Source organism: Pseudomonas putida (assembly GCF_001976065.1).
Lineage (GTDB): Bacteria > Pseudomonadota > Gammaproteobacteria > Pseudomonadales > Pseudomonadaceae > Aquipseudomonas > Aquipseudomonas serbica.
On the sequence record NZ_MNAH01000001.1, the window covers coordinates 94,297 to 112,319 of the forward strand.

General features: G+C 61.9%; 12 protein-coding genes. 7 read left to right on the forward strand and 5 right to left on the reverse strand.

Annotated elements, in window-relative coordinates; translation table 11 throughout:
* The first annotated feature begins 51 nt into the window (after positions 1-51).
* Positions 52-441 (forward strand): hypothetical protein, encoded by a 390-nt coding sequence (locus BKX96_RS00430; RefSeq protein WP_077182429.1) that lies wholly within the window; start codon positions 52-54, stop codon positions 439-441.
* On the opposite strand, the gene BKX96_RS00435 is transcribed toward BKX96_RS00430, so the two are convergent.
* Both BKX96_RS00435 and cra read right to left on the reverse strand, forming a co-directional pair.
* On the reverse strand, positions 442-1,218 hold the full coding sequence (locus BKX96_RS00435; RefSeq protein WP_046820607.1) for a TatD family hydrolase: 777 nt from the start codon (positions 1,216-1,218) through the stop codon (positions 442-444). It abuts the gene before it with no gap.
* A 3-nt stretch (positions 1,219-1,221) separates the two neighbouring features.
* The gene (gene cra, locus BKX96_RS00440) at positions 1,222-2,217 is read right to left on the reverse strand and encodes a catabolite repressor/activator (protein WP_046820606.1); all 996 of its coding nucleotides are present in this window, start codon (positions 2,215-2,217) and stop codon (positions 1,222-1,224) included.
* 294 nt (positions 2,218-2,511) lie between these two features.
* Between cra and ptsP the strand changes: the two genes are divergently transcribed.
* The 4 genes from ptsP (at position 2,512) to BKX96_RS00460 (ending at position 9,757) form a co-directional block, all read left to right on the forward strand.
* On the forward strand, positions 2,512-5,373 hold the full coding sequence (gene ptsP / locus BKX96_RS00445) for a phosphoenolpyruvate--protein phosphotransferase (RefSeq protein WP_077182430.1): 2,862 nt from the start codon (positions 2,512-2,514) through the stop codon (positions 5,371-5,373).
* Complete coding sequence (gene pfkB / locus BKX96_RS00450) at positions 5,373-6,314, forward strand: 1-phosphofructokinase (RefSeq protein WP_046820604.1); 942 nt, start codon at positions 5,373-5,375, stop codon at positions 6,312-6,314. The genes ptsP and pfkB overlap by 1 nt, the downstream gene beginning before the upstream one ends.
* A gap of 11 nt (positions 6,315-6,325) precedes the next feature.
* Complete coding sequence (locus BKX96_RS00455; RefSeq protein ID WP_046820603.1) at positions 6,326-8,065, forward strand: PTS fructose-like transporter subunit IIB; 1,740 nt, start codon at positions 6,326-6,328, stop codon at positions 8,063-8,065.
* Positions 8,066-8,212: 147 nt separating this feature from the next.
* Positions 8,213-9,757, forward strand: a complete 1,545-nt coding sequence (locus BKX96_RS00460; protein WP_077182431.1) for an alkaline phosphatase D family protein — start codon at positions 8,213-8,215, stop codon at positions 9,755-9,757.
* 96 nt (positions 9,758-9,853) lie between these two features.
* Here the strand turns inward: BKX96_RS00460 and BKX96_RS00465 are convergent, their stop codons facing one another.
* Together BKX96_RS00465 and BKX96_RS00470 are read right to left on the reverse strand one after the other, a co-directional pair.
* On the reverse strand, positions 9,854-12,382 hold the full coding sequence (locus tag BKX96_RS00465) for a PepSY domain-containing protein (RefSeq protein WP_077182432.1): 2,529 nt from the start codon (positions 12,380-12,382) through the stop codon (positions 9,854-9,856).
* Between the two features lie 245 nt (positions 12,383-12,627).
* A complete protein-coding gene (locus BKX96_RS00470) occupies positions 12,628-14,961 on the reverse strand; it encodes a TonB-dependent receptor (protein ID WP_046820600.1) in 2,334 nt (777 codons plus the stop codon).
* Between the two features lie 208 nt (positions 14,962-15,169).
* Here BKX96_RS00470 and BKX96_RS00475 point away from each other — a divergent pair, with 208 nt between their 5' ends.
* Both BKX96_RS00475 and BKX96_RS00480 read left to right on the forward strand, forming a co-directional pair.
* Positions 15,170-15,850 carry a Fe2+-dependent dioxygenase gene (locus BKX96_RS00475; RefSeq protein WP_046820599.1) on the forward strand — a complete coding sequence of 227 codons (681 nt, stop codon included), beginning with the start codon at positions 15,170-15,172 and terminating at the stop codon, positions 15,848-15,850.
* Positions 15,847-16,611, forward strand: coding sequence for a tetratricopeptide repeat protein (locus tag BKX96_RS00480; RefSeq protein WP_046820598.1), 765 nt, complete (start codon positions 15,847-15,849; stop codon positions 16,609-16,611). The genes BKX96_RS00475 and BKX96_RS00480 overlap by 4 nt, the downstream gene beginning before the upstream one ends.
* A 143-nt stretch (positions 16,612-16,754) precedes the next feature.
* On the opposite strand, the gene BKX96_RS00485 is transcribed toward BKX96_RS00480, so the two are convergent.
* The gene (locus BKX96_RS00485; protein WP_046820597.1) at positions 16,755-17,918 is read right to left on the reverse strand and encodes a type III PLP-dependent enzyme; all 1,164 of its coding nucleotides are present in this window, start codon (positions 17,916-17,918) and stop codon (positions 16,755-16,757) included.
* Positions 17,919-18,023: the final 105 nt, after the last annotated feature.

Sequence of the window (18,023 nt, forward strand, 5' to 3'; positions counted from 1 at the left end):
TCTTCAATGTAGGAGTATCCACTTCACTGAGTACAAGGAGGAGGCGCGGTCATGGCTGTTGCAACACTAGGAATCCAGGGGCGCTGTGCACATTGCCAGCGCACGCTGTTACTCAAGCCCTGGCAACTCAATGCCATTGCAATCAACGAAGCATTCACCTGTTCTCACTGTCAGAAAAACCTGCAACTGTGCGACCCGAAACAGATCAGGCGCTTCAGGTCCCTGGACTCGATAGCCATGTTGAAGGCAAGCCTGTTGGTCACGATTTGCAGCACATTGTTGGTGGCGCTGGTATTGGAATGGATTGGAATACTCAGCGTCGTGGAGCAGCTGAATGTTTCGCTGGTGGCGATTTTCGTCTACTTCGTTGCCCTTCGAATTGCCCGTCAGCGTCAACACATGACCCTGATTCTCGAGGCCGCCAAGGCCCACGTCGACTGATTACCAGTTGAACAATTCACGGGCATTGGCGCTGCTGGCGGCGGCCAGTTGTTCGGGCGCGAGCGACATGATTGCCGCCAGTGCCGTGCAGATCGCCGGCAAGTGCGCCGGGCTGTTGCGCTGGCCGGGAAACATCGCGGGCGCCATGTCCGGCGAGTCGGTTTCCAGCACCACTGACGCCAGTGGCAGCCGGGCAAGCACGCGGTGCATGCGCAGTGCCTGAGGCCAGGTCGCCGCGCCACCGAGACCGAGCTTGAAACCGAGCTTCATGTATTCGCGAGCTTCTTCCTCGCTGCCGGCGAAGGCATGGATGATCCCGGCGCGTTTGAGCTTGAAGCGTTTAAGCGTGGCAATCACCGCGGCATGACTGCGGCGTACATGGATCAGCGCGGGCAGCTGGAAATCCACCGCCAGTTGCAGTTGCGCGTCGAACAACGCTTGCTGGCGTTCGCGGTCCAGGGTTTCGATGAAGTAGTCCAGGCCGATCTCACCCACCGCGCACAACTGGCGATGGCCGGCCAGTCGCGTCAGCCAGTCGCCCAGTTCGGTGAGGTGCTCGGGACGATGATCCTCCAGATACACCGGGTGCAAGCCGAGCGCCGCATGCAGGTCGGGGTCGCTTTGCACCAGTTCCCAGACACGCTGCCAGTTGCCCTGATAAACCCCCAGCACCACCATCTGCCGCACCCCGAGTGCACGGCTTTGGGCCATCAGCGCCTGACGATCCGCGTCGAAGTCGGGGAAGTCCAGATGAGTGTGGGTGTCGATCAGGTCCATGGCTCAGTCCTGGCGAATACGTTGCTTGAACGTCCGCGCGATGGCCTGCACACCGGGTTGGTAATCGGATTGCTCGATGGCCGCCAGCGCGAGTGCGAGTGCCTTATCGGCAATCAATTGGTGTTGCTGGGCCATGGCGTTCACCGGCAGCGGCAGGAAATCCAGCAACTGGGTGTCACCAAAGGTGCCGAGGCGCAGCGGGCGGGTTTTCAGCGGAAAGTCGTGCAAGGCATCGAACACGCCCTGGAGCAGGACATAGGACGTCGTCACCAGGGCTTCGGGCAAGTGTCCTACGCGCTGGAGTAATTCTTCCATCAACTGTTTCCCGCACTCACGGCTGAACGAATCACCGTGTTCGATCAATACCTCGCCGTCGTACCCGACCAGGGCCTCCTTGAAACCGGCGGCCCGTTCCTGGCTGATGCTCAACTCGGGTCGGGCACCGATCAAGGCAATCTGCCTGGGCACTGGATCAAGCAGGCTTTGGGTCAGGTGCAGGCTGGCCTCGCGATCGTCGCTGATCACCGAACAGAAGTATTCAGGCTCCATGACCCGGTCGATGGCGATAATTGGAATGCCTTTGGCTTGCAGCAAGCGATAGCTGTCGTCCCCCGGTGGCAGGCAACTGGCGACGATCAGGGCATCACAACGACGGGCGCGGAACAGTTGAAGCAGTTGCCGTTCACTGTCAGGTGCATCGTCTGAGCTGGCGATCAACAGCTGATAGCCACGCGCCCGGGCGCCTTGTTCCAGGAGCTTGGCGATCCGCGCGTAACTGGGGTTTTCCAGGTCCGGCAGAATGAAGCCCAGGGTCCGGGTGTGGCGACTGCGCAGGCCGGCCGCCTGAGGGTTAGGCGTGAAGCCATGTTCTTCGACGACCGCGCGCACGCGCTCAACGGTGGCGCTGCTGATGCGTTGTTGTTCGGCCTTGCCATTGATGACGTAGCTGGCGGTGGTGACGGACACACCGGCCAACTGGGCTATATCACTGAGTTTCAACCCGCTATTCCTTGTTTTTTCGAGCTTGCCTCGACATTTTCACCAATCCTACCCGATTCAGGCAGGCGACCTTGGTCACAACGCATCCGACAAGTTGGACTTCAAGGATGGAACATTATCGAGTAACGTGCCAATCACTCTAGATTAAACGTTTCAGCAGGCGTATTTTCTACGTTAATGGCTGCTTTGGACGGTTCTGCCGCGAAACCACCAAAGATTGTTTGAAGACAAAGGCCTAAGCTGAATCATTCAAAAACAATACCTGGCGCCCCAAGGGTGCCAACAGGAGAAAGCATGCTCGAGCTCACCATAGAGCAGATATCCATGGGCCAGTCGGCTGTGGATAAGTCCGCCGCGCTGCAACTGCTGGCCCGGCACCTGGTTGCCGATGGCCTGGTTGACGAGGGCTACCTCGCCGGTTTGCAGGCTCGCGAAGCCCAGGGCTCGACCTTTCTCGGTCAAGGTATTGCCATCCCCCACGGTACGCCCGAAACCCGCGATCAGGTGTTTTCCACAGGTGTGCGCCTGATGCAATTCCCCGATGGCGTGGATTGGGGCGACGGACAGATCGTCTACCTGGCGATCGGTATTGCCGCCAAGTCCGACGAACACCTGCGCCTGTTGCAACTGCTGACCCGTGCCCTCGGTGAAACCGATCTGGGCCAGGCCTTGCGCCGCGCCGGATCCGCCGAAGCCTTGCTGAAACTGTTGCAAGGCGCGCCGCAGGAATTGGCGCTGGATGCGCAGATGATCGGCCTGGGCGTTGCCGCCGAAGATTTCGAAGAACTGGTCTGGCGCGGCGCGCGTTTGCTGCGCCAGGCCGATTGCGTCAGCAACGGATTCTCCGCCGTGTTGCAGCAAGTCGAAGCGCTGCCGCTGGGCGATGGCCTGTGGTGGTTGCACAGTGAACAAACGGTAAAACGCCCTGGCCTGGCATTCGTCACCCCGGACAAACCGCTGCGTTACCTGGGGCAGCCGCTGAACGGTTTATTTTGTCTGGCCAGTCTTGGCGAGGCCCACCAAGCGTTGCTCGAGCGCCTGTGTGCGTTGCTGATAGAAGGTCGCGGCCATGAACTGGGCCGTGCCACCAGTTGCCGCGCCGTGCTTGAAGTGCTGGGTGGTGAACTGCCCGCCGATTGGCCGAGCGCGCGTATTGCGCTGGCCAACGCCCACGGCCTGCATGCCCGTCCGGCGAAAATCCTGGCGCAACTGGCGAAAAGTTTTGAAGGCGAGATTCGTGTGCGCATTGTCGATGGCCAGGACAGCGCGGTGTCGGTCAAGAGCTTGAGCAAGCTGCTCAGCCTCGGCGCCCGTCGCGGCCAGGTGTTGGAAATCATCGCCGAGCCAAGCATCGCTGCCGATGCCTTGCCCGTCTTGTTGGCCGCCATCGAAGAAGGTCTCGGTGAAGAGGTCGAGCCGTTGCCACCGGTGAGCCAGGCGCGTGAAGAGATTGTCGAGGTGGCCCAGGTGCTGCTCGCCCCGGCAGCCGGCAGCTTGGTGCAGGCCATTGCCGCCGCCCCGGGAATCGCCATCGGCCCGGCGCATATCCAGGTGCTGCAAACCATCGATTACCCGCTGCGCGGAGAATCCGCCGCCATCGAGCGTGAGCGTCTCAAGCAAGCGTTGGCTCATGTGCGCCAGGATATCGGTGGCTTGATCGAGCGCAGCAAGGCCAAGGCTATCCGCGAGATTTTCATCACCCACCAGGAAATGCTCGACGATCCGGAATTGACCGACGAAGTCGACACTCGTCTCAAGCAGGGCGAAAGTGCGGAAGCGGCGTGGATGTCCGTGATCGAAGCCGCCGCCACGCAACAGGAATCCTTGCAGGACGCCTTGCTCGCCGAGCGCGCAGCCGATCTGCGCGACATTGGCCGTCGAGTGCTGGCGCAACTCAGTGGTGTCGAAACCCCGAGTGAACCTGAACAGCCGTACATTCTGGTGATGGACGAAGTCGGCCCCTCCGACGTGGCCCGGCTTGATCCGACCCGGGTCGCCGGCATTCTCACCGCCCGGGGGGGCGCCACCGCCCATAGCGCGATTGTGGCGCGGGCCTTGGGAATTCCAGCGCTGGTGGGTGCCGGCGCGGCGGTGTTGCTGCTGGCACCGGGTACACCGTTGTTGATCGATGGCCAGCGCGGTCGCTTGCATGTGGACGCCGATGCAGCCACTTTGCAACGCGCTATCGTGGAGCGCGACACCCGCGAACAACGCCTCAAGGCCGCCGCCGAACAACGCCATCAACCGGCGTTGACCACTGACGGTCACGCCGTCGAAGTGTTCGCCAATATCGGCGAAAGTGCCGGCGTCACCAGCGCGGTCGAGCAGGGCGCCGAAGGCATCGGTCTGCTGCGCACCGAGCTGATTTTCATGGCCCACCCGCAAGCGCCGGACGAAGCGACCCAGGAAACCGAATACCGCCGCGTACTCGATGGCCTGGCCGGCCGGCCGCTGGTGGTGCGCACCCTGGACGTGGGCGGCGACAAACCGCTGCCGTATTGGCCGATCGCCAAGGAAGAAAACCCGTTCCTCGGGGTGCGCGGCATTCGCTTGACCCTGCAGCGGCCGCAGATCATGGAAGCGCAGTTGCGCGCCTTGCTGCGAGCCGCCGACAACCGTCCGCTGCGGATCATGTTCCCTATGGTCGGCAGCGTCGACGAGTGGCGCCAGGCGCGGGACATGACCGAACGCCTGCGCCTGGAAATACCGGTGGCGGACCTGCAGTTGGGGATCATGATCGAAGTGCCATCGGCGGCCCTGCTGGCGCCGGTACTGGCCAGGGAGGTCGACTTTTTCAGCGTCGGCACCAACGACCTGACGCAATACACTCTGGCCATCGACCGTGGTCACCCAACCTTGTCGGCCCAGGCGGATGGTTTGCATCCGGCGGTGCTGCAACTGATCGACATCACCGTGCGCGCGGCCCATGCCCATGGCAAGTGGGTCGGCGTGTGCGGCGAGCTGGCGGCCGATCCGCTGGCGGTGCCGGTGCTGGTCGGCCTGGGTGTGGATGAGCTCAGTGTCGGCGGACGCAGCATTGCCGAGGTCAAGGCGCGGATTCGCGAACTCAGTCTCGCCCAAGCCAGGACGTTGGCCCAACAAGCCCTGATCGTGGGCAGCGCAAATGAAGTGCGCGCATTAGTGGAGGCCCTGTAATGGCCAAGATTTTAACCCTGACCCTCAACCCTGCGCTGGACCTTACGGTCGAGTTGTCGCGCCTTGAGCCCGGTCAGGTCAACCGCAGCGATGCCATGCACACCCATGCCGCCGGCAAAGGGCTGAACGTGGCACAAGTGCTGGCTGACCTGGGGCATCAACTGACGGTCAGCGGGTTCCTCGGCGAAGACAATCTGCAAGCGTTTGAAACCCTGTTCGCCAAACGCGGTTTTGTCGATGCCTTCATCCGGGTGCCCGGTGAAACACGCAGCAATATCAAACTGGCGGAAAGCGATGGGCGCATCACCGACCTCAATGGACCGGGGCCGCTGGTCAGCGCGGCGGCGCAGCAGGCATTGCTCGAACGTCTCGACCGGATTGCGCCGGGGCATGACGCGGTAGTGGTGGCCGGCAGCCTGCCCCAGGGCATCAGCCCGCAGTGGTTGCAGGCGTTGATCGTGCGCTTGAAAGGCCTGGGCCTGAAGGTGGCCCTCGACACCAGCGGGCAGGCCTTGCGGGCCGCGCTCAAGGCCGGCCCCTGGTTGATCAAGCCCAATGCCCAGGAGCTGGCTGAAGTGCTCGGTGGCGAGGTGGTGTCGGTCATGGCTCAAGCTGAAGCCGCGAGCCGTCTGCACGCTCAGGGCATCGAGCATGTGGTGATCTCCCACGGCGCCGAAGGCGTGAACTGGTTCAGTGTCGGCTCGGCGCTGCACGCCACGCCACCCAGGGTCAGCATCGCCAGCACGGTTGGGGCGGGTGATTCTCTGCTGGCGGGGATGCTGCATGGCCTGGTCAGTGCCGACACGCCTGAACAGACGTTGCGCACGGCCACGGCGATCGCCGCGATGGCGGTCACCCAGATCGGTTTCGGTATCGGCGATGCGGCGCAACTGGCGCAGCTCGAGCAGGGGGTGCGCGTACGCCCCCTGACAGAACAATAAGAGGGTTGGTCATGAAGTTAGCCATTGTTACTGCCTGCCCGAGCGCCATGGTCACCAGTGTGCTGTGTGCCCGTTTGCTCGAGGCAGCAGCCCAGCGTCAGGGCTGGAGCACGAGCGTCGAAATCATTGATACGGCGCACCCCGAGCGCCAATTGTCGGCGGCAACGATCGACGCGGCCGAGTGGGTGTTGCTGGTGACCAGCGTGCCTGTGGATATGTCGCGTTTCGTCGGCAAACGATTGTTCCAGAGCACGCCTGCCCAAGCGCTGCAGGATGTTGAAGCGGTGTTGCGCCGTGGTGCTGAAGACGCTCAGGTGTATGTCGCGCCTGATGCCGTGGTCGAGCCGGTTGCTGTGGCCAAGAACGCGCCGCGACTGGTTGCCGTGACGGCATGTCCGACGGGGGTTGCCCACACCTTCATGGCCGCCGAAGCCTTGCAGCAGGCAGCCAAGCGTCTGGGCTACGACCTGCAAGTGGAAACCCAGGGCTCGGTCGGCGCCCGCAATCCGCTGAGCGCCGAAGCGATTGCCGACGCCGATGTGGTGCTGCTGGCGGCGGACATCGAAGTTGCCACCGAACGTTTTGCCGGCAAGAAGATTTACCGCTGCGGCACCGGCATTGCCCTCAAGCAGGCCGAGGCGACGCTGAAAAAAGCGCTGGCCGAAGGCAAGCAGGAAACCGCTTCGACCGGTGCCAAGGGACCGGCCAGGCAAGAGAAGACCGGGGTCTACAAGCACCTGCTCACCGGCGTGTCGTTCATGCTGCCAATGGTAGTGGCGGGCGGCCTGATGATCGCCCTGTCTTTCGTGTTCGGCATCACCGCGTTCAAGGAAGAGGGGACACTCGCCGCTGCACTGATGCAAATCGGCGGCGAGACCGCGTTCAAGCTGATGGTGCCGCTGTTGGCGGGCTATATCGCCTACTCCATTGCCGACCGCCCTGGCCTGGCGCCGGGGATGATCGGCGGGCTGCTGGCGAGCACCCTGGGCGCCGGGTTTATTGGCGGGATCATTGCCGGGTTTATCGCCGGTTACGCGGCCCAGGCGATCAATCGTTATGCACGGTTGCCACAGAGTCTCGAGGCGCTGAAACCTATTCTGATCATCCCGTTGCTGGCGAGCCTGTTCACCGGCCTGGTGATGATCTACGTGGTTGGCAAGCCGGTGGCGGGCATGCTCGGCGGGCTTACACACTTCCTCGACAGCATGGGCACCACCAACGCGATTCTGCTCGGTGTGCTGCTGGGCGGCATGATGTGTGTCGACCTTGGCGGGCCGATCAACAAGGCCGCGTATGCGTTCTCGGTCGGGTTGCTGGCGTCGCAGAGTTATGCACCGATGGCGGCGACCATGGCCGCCGGCATGGTGCCACCGATCGGCCTGGGCATCGCCACCTTCATCGCCCGGCGCAAGTTCGCCCAGACCGAGCGCGAGGCGGGTAAAGCGGCGCTGGTGCTGGGGCTGTGCTTTATCTCCGAAGGCGCGATTCCCTTTGCCGCGAAAGACCCGCTGCGGGTGATCCCGGCGAGCATTGCCGGCGGTGCGCTGACCGGTGCCTTGTCGATGTATTTCGGCTGCAAGTTGATGGCGCCCCACGGAGGGTTGTTCGTGTTGGCGATCCCGAATGCGATCAACCATGCGCTGCTGTATCTGCTGGCGATTGTTGCGGGGAGTTTGTTGACGGCGGTGGTATATGCGCTGGTCAAGCGGCCGGAGGTGGTGGAGTTGGCGGTAGAACCCGTCAGCGCCTGACACCCCCAAGACCCTGTAGGAGCAAGCTTGCTCGCGATGGCGGCGCATCAGTCAACATTGATGTGGCTGCAAGGCCGCTTTCGCGAGCAAGCCCGCTCCCACAAGGATCTGCGGTGATTTGGTTTTCCTTTTTTCAGGGAGAACACCATGAGCGAATTTGACCTCGGTCGCCGGCGTGTCATGCAAGCCGTCGGTGCCGGCTTGCTGATGCCAGGCCTGGCTCCGGCGGTGATCGCCTCGGTCAAGGATCGTCCGCAACTCACCGATGGCGTGCAGTCCGGCGACTTGCTGGGCGATAAAGCGATCATTTGGAGCCGCTGCGACCGCCCTGCACGCATGGTGGTGGAGTGGGACACCCGCAGCCTCTTTCCCAACCCCCGGCGATTGGTCTCGGCGCTGACAGACGCCCGCAGCGACTTCACGGCGCGGGTCGAACTCACCGGGCTGCCCGCCGACCAGGCGATTTTCTACCGCGTGCAATTCGAAGACGCCCAGAGCGGCGTCGCCAGCGAACCCTGGTTCGGCCACCTGCGCAGCGTGCCCCAGACCCGCCGCGATGTTCGCTTCGTCTGGAGCGGCGACACCGCCGGCCAGGGCTACGGTATCAACCCGGACATCGGCGGCATGCGCATCTACGAAGCCATGCGCCTGCGCCTGCCGGACTTCTTTATCCACAGCGGCGACACCATCTACGCCGACGGCCCCATACCGGCGCAACTCACCACCGAGAGCGGCCGGGTGTGGCGCAACATCACCAGCGAGGCGAAGAGCAAGGTCGCCGAAAGCCTCGACGATTTTCGTGGCAATTACCGTTACAACCTGATGGATGAACATGTCCGCCGCTTTAACGCCGAGGTCCCGCAGATCTGGCAATGGGATGACCACGAAGTGGTGAACAACTGGTCACCAGGGAAGTTGCTGGATCAGCGCTACACCCTCAAAGATATCCACAGCCTGGTCAATCGCGGACGTCAGGCCTGGCTTGAATATGCGCCGATGCGTTGGCAGAGCGCCGAGGGTGGCAAACGGATTTATCGCCAGCTCAGTTACGGGCCGTTGCTCGATGTGTTCGTGCTCGACATGCGCAGTTATCGCGGGGCCAATGACGCCAATCTTGGTGATGCCAAGCCGTTTCTAGGGCGCGAACAACTGGACTGGCTGAAGGCTTCGTTGAAAGCGTCCAGGGCCCAGTGGAGAGTCATTGCCGCCGACATGTCGATTGGCCTGGGCGCACCGGATGGCGAGGTCAGCCCCGGCGTGATGCGCTGGGAAGCGGTGGCCAACGGAGATCCCGGACCGGCCCAGGGGCGGGAGCTGGAAATGGCCGAATTGCTGGGTTTCCTGCGGGCGCAGCAGGTGCGCAATTTTGTCTGGCTGACGGCGGATGTGCACTACTGCGCAGCGCATCACTATCACCCGGACCGGGCCGCGTTCCAGGACTTCGAACCGTTCTGGGAGTTCGTTGCGGGGCCGTTGAATGCGGGGAGCTTCGGCCCGGACACGCTGGACATGACCTTCGGTCCCGAAGTGGTGTTCGAGAAAGCGCCACCGGTGCACAACATGTCGCCGTTTGGCGGATTCCAGTTTTTTGGCGAGGTAAACATCGACGGGCAGAACGGGGAGCTGAGTGTGGTGTTGCGGGATCTGGAGGGAGTGGCGGTGTTCGAGCAGACGTTACAACCAGCCCTGTAGGCGCGAGCTTGCTCGCGAAGACTGACTGACATTCAACATCTGTGTTGCCTGTCAGACCGCTTTCGCGAGCAAGCTCGCTCCTACAGGGCGCGGGGGTCAGTAGACGTCTCTGCGGTAGCGGCCCTGTTCGATCAGGCGCTCGACCTCGGCAGCGCCGAGCACATCGTTGAGCACTTGGTCGACACCCGCGGCCATGCCCTGCAGGCTGCCGCAGATATAGATCACCGCGCCCTCCGCCAGCCATTTCTTCAGTTCGCTGGCCGATTCACGCAAGCGATCCTGCACGTAAATCTTCTCGGCCTGATCGCGTGAGAACGCCAGGTCCAGGCGCTCGAGATCGCCGGCAATCAACCACTCTTGCAGCTCATCGCGACACAGGTAGTCGTGCTCTCGATTGCGCTCGCCGAACAACAGCCAGTGACGTTGTTGGCCATCGGCAATGCGCGCCTTGAGCAGGCTGCGCAAGCCCGCCAGCCCGGTGCCGTTGCCCAGCAAAATCATTGGCACCGGTTCATTGGGCAGGTGGAAGCCGCTATTGCGCCGCACCCGCAGGTTGATGCTGCCGCCTACGGGGGCGTGTTCGGTCAGCCAGCCGGAACCGATGCCAAGGTTGCCATCGGGATGCACTTCCTGGCGCACGATCAATTCCAGGACGCCGTCTGCGGCAATCGAGGCAATGGAGTATTCGCGCATCGCCAATGGCACCAGCGCACTCACCAGCGCCTGGGCATGCAAGCCGACCAGATGGCTGCGGTTCTCGGGCAGCTGGCGACTGGCGAGAGCTTGTTCCAGGGTTTGCGACAAGCCATCGAGTTCAATGGTGGCCCGGCCGTCGATCCCCAGGCCGTCGAGGAAATGCTCGATGGCCCATGGGCAATTGCGTGGCAGCACTTCCACCAGGTCACCGGCCAGCCAACTGCTGGTGGAGGGGGCGGCGAGGCCAAGCAAGTACACCGGCGAACCGCTACTGTCCGGATTGAGCAGCTCCCGACGGATCAGGGTCCAGTTGTCGTAGCGCGGCGCCTGCCAGGTGTCGATCGGCGCCTGGCCGGTCAACTGGCCCAGTTGCTGCTGCCAGTGGCGTAAGGCATAGGGGTCGCCGCTGTCGACTTCCACCGGGGCGAACAAGGTCTTGCCGCCGTGCTCGCCCAACCAGTTGTGCAGGCGATGGGCGAAGCCGCAGAAGTGTTGATACTGCCGGTCGCCGAGTCCAAGCACGGCATAGTTCAAGCTATCGAGACTCAACGCCCGGCCCAGCACCTTGCGTTCGAAAGCCCGGGCGCTGTCCGGCGCTTCGCCGTCGCCGAAGGTGCTGACCACGAACAGCGCATTGCTCGAACCCTGCAGTTGCTGCTCGCTGACATCCGCCAGCGGCTGCACGTTCACTGGCAAACCGGCCGCCTGCAACTGGCCGGCGGTCTGCCAGGCCAGTTGCTCGGCAAAGCCGCTCTGGCTGGCGAAACCGATGAGCCAGGCCGGGGCGTCGCTGCCGGATTGGGCCAGGCCTTTGCGGGCGTCCTTGATCTGGCGTTTCTTGCGCCGGCGATCGAGGTACAGCAGCCAGCCGGTGATGAAGAACAGCGGCATGCTCAACGCCGTGAGTGTCAGGATGATGCGCCCGACGATGCCGAAGTAGCTGCCCACGTGCAGTGCATAGATGCTGGTCAGCAGTTGCGCCTTGAGGCTCTTGTCGCTGTAGCGCTGATGCCGCTTGATCGCGCCGGTCACCGGGTCGAGGCTGATCTGGTTCAGCGCACGGTCGTGGGGCGAGTTTTTCAACAGGTAGAAAACGGTCGCCGGTTGCCCGGCCACGGGCGGCATGCGGGTGTTGTAGAAGCTCAGGTCGGGACCGGCGGCGCTGTAGATGCTGCTCCACATCGCCGAGTAATTGGCCGTCGGCGCCGGGCCGCTTGGCGCCGGGCCGCGTCCACCGCGCACACGTTCGTTCTGCGGCGAATCGGAGAGCAGTCGGGTCAAGCCCTTGTTGTACCACTCGTAGGACCAGGACAACCCGGTCAGCGCGGCCAGGAGGTAAAACACCAGGCACCAGGTGCCGGCAACCGAGTGCAGGTCCCAGTTGAAGCTGCGGCCTTTTTTCTTCCAGTCGAGGGTCAGCCAGGCGCGCCAGCTTCTCCACTGGCGGGGCCAGCGCAGGTACAGGCCGGACAGGCAGAAGAACACCAGGATCAGGGTACAGGCACCGGTGATCTGCCGACCGGTATCGCCCATGGCGAGGAAACGGTGCAGTTGCAGCATGAGGCCAAAGAAGCCCTGGCCGGTGGCGTCGCCCAGCAGTTCACCGGTGTAGGGGTCGAAGTAACGCATGGGACCGCGACGCTCACCCGCCGGCGGGGTGAAGAACACTTTGGCGGCAGTGTCGCTGTCGATGCCGACCGAGAGCATCGCGACTTTCATTTGCGTCGTCGCTTCGATCTTCTCCACCAGTTCGGCGGGTGGCAGGACGCCGGCGACTTGCTTCTGGACCTGCAACACGGAAGGATTCAGCGCATACAGGATCTCATCCTGGAACGAGACCGTCGCACCGGTGATGCCCATCAGGGCCAGGACCAGTCCGGCGCTGATGCCAAAAAACCAGTGCAACTGGAACAGGGTTTTCTTCAACACGTCGCTCGCCTTGTTCGTTCAAAAATAATCATCACGGCGCGCATTATGCCGTGGGTTGTCGAGAAACATTCCCTTTACACACAAAAGCCCCGCTCATCTGGATGAACGGGGCTGGCCACCGCCAATGTCTGTTTGTCTGTAGGAGCGAGCTTGCTCGCGATGGTCGTCAACGATAACGCGGCCTGTCTGGCAGCCCGTGTCGCCCTTGAGTTTTTCGCGAGCAAGCTCGCTCCTGCAAATTCCTATCAGAAGTGGAAGTTGGTGCTCAGCAGCGCAGTCCGGCCCGCCGCCTGATTGGCGAAGTGCGTGGAGAACGCTTTGTCGTAGTAGGTGACGTCGGTCAGGTTCTGCACGTTCAGCTGCAGGTCGACGTTCTTGGTCAGCTTGTAGGCGGCCATCGCGTCGTAACGCACATAGTCGTTGACCATGGTGGTATTGGCCACGCTGCCGAACACGTCGTCGACATAGAACGCACCGCCACCGATGGTCAGCTTCGGCGTGACCTGATAGGTCGTCCACAGGCTGGCGCTGTTTTTCGGGGTGTTAGGCAGTTCGTTGCCATCGTTGGCTGCGCCCATCGGACCGCCATCAACCTGCTCGCTGTCCATGTAGGCGTAACCGGCGAAGACTTGCCATTTGTCGGTGAGCTTGCCGGTGGCCGAAAGCTCGACACCCTGGACGCGGGTCTTGCCGGCGTTTTCGTACGTGGTGGTATCGACCTGGACGCGAGCGTTGTCTTTCTCGGTGCGGAAGATATCCGCGGTCAAGGACAGACGATCGTTCAGCAGATCCCACTTGGTACCGATTTCGTAGTTCTTGGTGGTTTCCGGCTCCAAATCGCTTTTGAGCAGGTTGCCGTTGCGATCCGGGGTGCCGCCCAGCGGGTTGCCGTCCTGACCTTCGCCAAGCGTGGAGCCCGGAGGTGTCGCGGAGGTTGCGTAGGACGCATAGATGCTGCCGTTTTCCGCGGGTTTGTAGACCACACCGAGCTGACCGGTGACGAACTCGCTGACGTCATCGCCCTTGGAGGTCGTGGTGCCGGCGGCGTTGTAGGTCTTGTAGTCGGTGTCGAAATGGTCGTAGCGCAGGCCCATGTTCACCAGCCACTGCTCGGACAACGTCAGGGTGTCGAACACGTACAGCGCGTAGGTTTTACCCGTGGTGTCGGTACCGGCGTAGTTGCGGCTGATCGAACCGTTCCATGGATCGTTCGGGTTCGGGTTCGACAGTGAGGTGCAGTTGTAGCCACTTGGCGCGCCGATAGTTGCTGGGCTGCAGTTGGAGCCTGATGGAGTCGCTGGTGTAATCGGAGTCAGAGGCGTGGTGTCGGTGTTGACGGTGTACGAGGACTTCTTGCTTTCCTCGCGGCTCAACTCGATACCGGTGGCGAAGCTGTTCTTGAAGCCGGCGATGTAGACGTCACCGAACAGGTCGGTCTGGTTGGTGGTCGTATCGGTGTTGCTGACACGGGTATTGGCCCGACGCCAGACGGTGCCATTGTTGACGTTGCCCTTGCTGTCGTCCGGCTGGGTCAGGATGTAGTCCTGCATGCTGCTGCCGTGGCGCAGGGTGTTCTTGACGGTCAGCGCGTCGTTCAGGTCGTGCTCGACGGCGATGGTCGCCGTGTCGGTACGACCCTTGCGGAAGTCACGATCGGTCAGGCCGTAGAAGTTGCTGCTGTCGCCACCGGCGTAAGGCTTGTCCGGATTGGACTTGGTGCGGGCAGCCGAGCCACCGGCCGGGATGGTGTAGGGAATACCCGAGTCCGGCGTGTCGTTGCTTTCCAGGTGGTAGTAGTCGAGGTTGACGCGAGTGTCGGTGCCCAGGCCGAAGGCGAGCGATGGCGCGACACCCCAGCGATCGTAATCGACGCTTTCACGGCCGGCGACATTACTTTCGTGGCTCATCAGGTTCAAACGACCGGCAGCGGTGTCGGAGAACTGGTAGTTGCCGTCCATGGTGTAGCGCTGGGTCTGGTCCGAACCCCAGGTAAAGCCACCGTCGAACGAGTCGCCCAGGTGCGCTTTCTTGCTCACCAGGTTGATGCTGCCGCCGGCAGCGCCGCGACCGCCAATGGCCGAGTTGGGGCCCTTGCTGACTTCGATCGATTCAACGGCAAAGATTTCGCGGCTTTGCGAACCGGTATCGCGCACGCCGTCCAGATAGGTGTCGCCCTGGGCATCGAAACCGCGGATGAACGGACGGTCGCCCTGGGGGTTGCCGCCTTCGCCAGCACCGAAGGTGATGCCCGGAACGGTACGCAGCGCGTCCTGCATGTTCAGGGCGCCGGTGTCCTTGAGGACCTGCTGCGGGATGACGGTGATCGAGCGCGGAGTGTCCACCAGCGGCGCGGTGTACTTGGGCGAGGAGGCTGTCTCGACGTTGTAGGAAGTCTCGTCCTGGGCTTCGCCGGTGATTGCGGTAGCGCCCAGGGAAATGGTGTTGCTTGGCGCTTTCTCGTTGGTTTTTTCAGCGGCGAAAACCATGTGGCCCGCAGAGCCGGCAGTGATAGCCACGCCAATGGCGGAGGCGAGCAGACGTGGTGAACTGACCGGTAGTTGTGGGTGCTGACGTGACATTTTTATTCCCCTCCCCAAGGATTTGAGGCGGCGGAATATAGTGTAAACACGTATTCGTATCAATTGCGAAACATTACTATTCGCACTGAATTTACATTCTTTACAATTTAACCTTACGGTTTTTGCTGTTTCATTCGTCTGTCGGGTTTTACACAGGCAATAAGAATCAATATCATTGGCACCCCTTTGCTTTCAGGTGCTTGCCCCCATGCTGCTGCACATTCCCGGCTTGTTCGAAAAAGAAGAAGTGCAGCGCATTCGCGAGGCTCTGCAACAGGCCGATTGGGCCGATGGCAAGATCACCGCCGGCTATCAATCGGCCAAGGCCAAGCACAACCTGCAGTTACCGGAAGGTCATCCGCTGGCCAAGGAGATCGGCGCGGCCATGTTGGAGCGGCTGTGGAAAAACCCGCAGTTCATGTCGGCGGCGTTACCGCACAAGGTGTTTCCTCCGTTACTGAACTGTTACACAGCCGGCGGCAGTTTCGACTTTCACATCGACAACGCCGTGCGCCAGCCCAAGGGCAGTATCGAACGGGTGCGCACCGACCTCTCGGCCACGCTGTTCTTCAGCGAGCCCGAGGACTACGACGGCGGCGAACTGGAAATCCAGGACACCTATGGCACCCAGCGCGTGAAGCTGCCAGCTGGGGACATGGTGCTGTACCCCGGCACCAGCCTGCACAAGGTCAACGCCGTCACCCGTGGCACACGCTACGCTTCGTTTTTCTGGACCCAGAGCCTGGTGCGCGAAGACAGCCAGCGTGCCCTGTTGTTCGAGATGGACGGGGCGATCCGGCAGTTGACCGAAGATGTGCCTGATCACCCTTCGCTGATTCGCCTGACCGGCACCTATCACAACCTGTTGCGGCGCTGGGTCGAGGTATGAGTTTTCAATTGCGCCGTGAGGAAATCCTCGACGGCGATACGCTCAAGTCCATGCTCGAAGAAAGCCCGGCCCGTGCGGCCCAAGCCATTTTGATGGCCGCCGGCGAAGATGTCCTCGATGCCCAGGCGTTGCTTGGGCAGATTCTGCTGGACGGGCAGGGCATCGCCCAGGATCAGCCGCTGGCCGTGCGCTGGTTTGACATCGCCGCGCGGCGCGGGCATTTGATGGCGCGCAACATGCTCGGCCGCTGTCATGAGCATGGTTGGGGCTGCGAGGCCGATGCCGCGAAAGCCGCCAGGCACTATCGCATCGCAGCCGAAGCCGGACTGGATTGGGCGATGTACAACTTCGCCAACCTGCTGGCGACCGGGCGTGGGGTGCTTGAGGATCAGCAACAGGCATTGAGGTTTTATCAACAGGCCGCCGAAATGGGCCATGCAAAATCGATGAACCTGCTGGGGCGCTACCTGGAAGAAGGGCGGATCTGCGCGAAAGACCTGCAAGCCGCGCGCGATTGGTATCGGCGTTCGGCTAAGGGTGGGGACTTTCGCGGGCAGTTCAGCTTTGCAGCGGTGTTGGCTGATGAAGGCAATGTCGATCAAGCGCTGGTTTGGCTACGCACGGCGCTGATCACCGGGAACCTGAATTTTCTGCGGGTGGCGAGCGAGGCGCTGATGAGCGCCACCGATCCGCGCATCCAGGTGCTGGCGGACGATTACCGCCGACGCTGCACTGAACTCGAACTCGCCTCGACCCTGTAGGAGCCGGCTTGCCGGTAATTCAGGCGCCGCTGTTAACCAGACCCACCGCGTGATCGTTGATCGCCAGCAAGCCGGCTCCTACAGATCACCCACAAAAAAGCCCATGACAGAGCATGGGCATTTTTGATTTCTGCGTGCAGTACTTACACGTAGAAAGATTTCAGCGGCGGGAAGCCATTGAACTCGACGGCGCTGTAGCTGGTGGTGTACGCACCGGTCGACAGCCAGTACAGGCGATCACCGATGGCCAGGTTCAGTGGCAGGCCGTACTTGTAGTTCTCGTACATGATGTCGGCGCTGTCGCAGGTCGGGCCGGCGATGACGACTTCTTCCATCTCGCCTTTCTTTTCGGTCCAGATCGGGAATTTGATGGCTTCGTCCATGGTTTCGATCAGGCCGGAGAACTTGCCCACGTCCGTGTACACCCAACGCTCGACGGCGGTGCGGGATTTACGCGCGACCAGCACCACTTCGCTGACCAGGATGCCGGCGTTGGCGATCAGCGAACGGCCCGGCTCCAGGATGATTTCCGGCAGGTCATCGCCGAAGTCTTCCTTGAGGAAGCGAATGATTTCTTCAGCGTAGGTTTCCAGGCTGTTGGTGCGGGTAATGTAGTTGGCCGGGAAGCCGCCGCCCATGTTGATCAGCTTGAGGACGATGCCGTCTTCTTCCTTCAGGCGCTCGAAGATCACCTTGACCTTGGCAATCGCCGCGTCCCAGACGCTGATGTCGCGCTGCTGCGAGCCAACGTGGAAGGAGATGCCGTACGGCACCAGGCCCAGGTCACGGGCGAGGATCAGCAGGTCCATGGCCATGTCGGTCTGGCAGCCGAATTTGCGCGACAAAGGCCAGTCGGCGGTGGTCGAGCCTTCGGTCAGGATCCGTACGTAGACTTTCGAACCCGGTGCGGCCTTGGCAATGTTGCGCAGGTCAGCTTCGGAGTCGGTGGCATACAGGCGCACGCCCTTCTCGTAGAAGTAGCGGATGTCCTTGGATTTCTTGATGGTGTTGCCGTAGCTGATCTGGTCGGCGCTGACGCCGCGGCTCAGCACTTTGTCCAGCTCGTAGATCGAGGCGATGTCGAAGCTCGAGCCTTTCTCCTTGAGCAGGTCGATGATTTCCACAGCCGGGTTGGCCTTGACCGCGTAGTAGACCTTGGCGAATTCGAAACCGGCGCGCAGGTCATCGTAGGCCTGGCTGATCATCGCGGTGTCGATCACCACGAACGGGGTTTCTTGCTTGTCGGCGAACGCCTTCATTTTCTGGAAGGTTTCGCGCGCGAAATAGTCTTCGACCTGGATCGACATGCTGGGAACTCCTACTGGCAAACTGAAATTATCAATGGGTGCAAATGAACGTCCTCCGTATCCCCACTTTGGTTCGCCTACTTCCCAAGGCATGTCGCCGAAAGC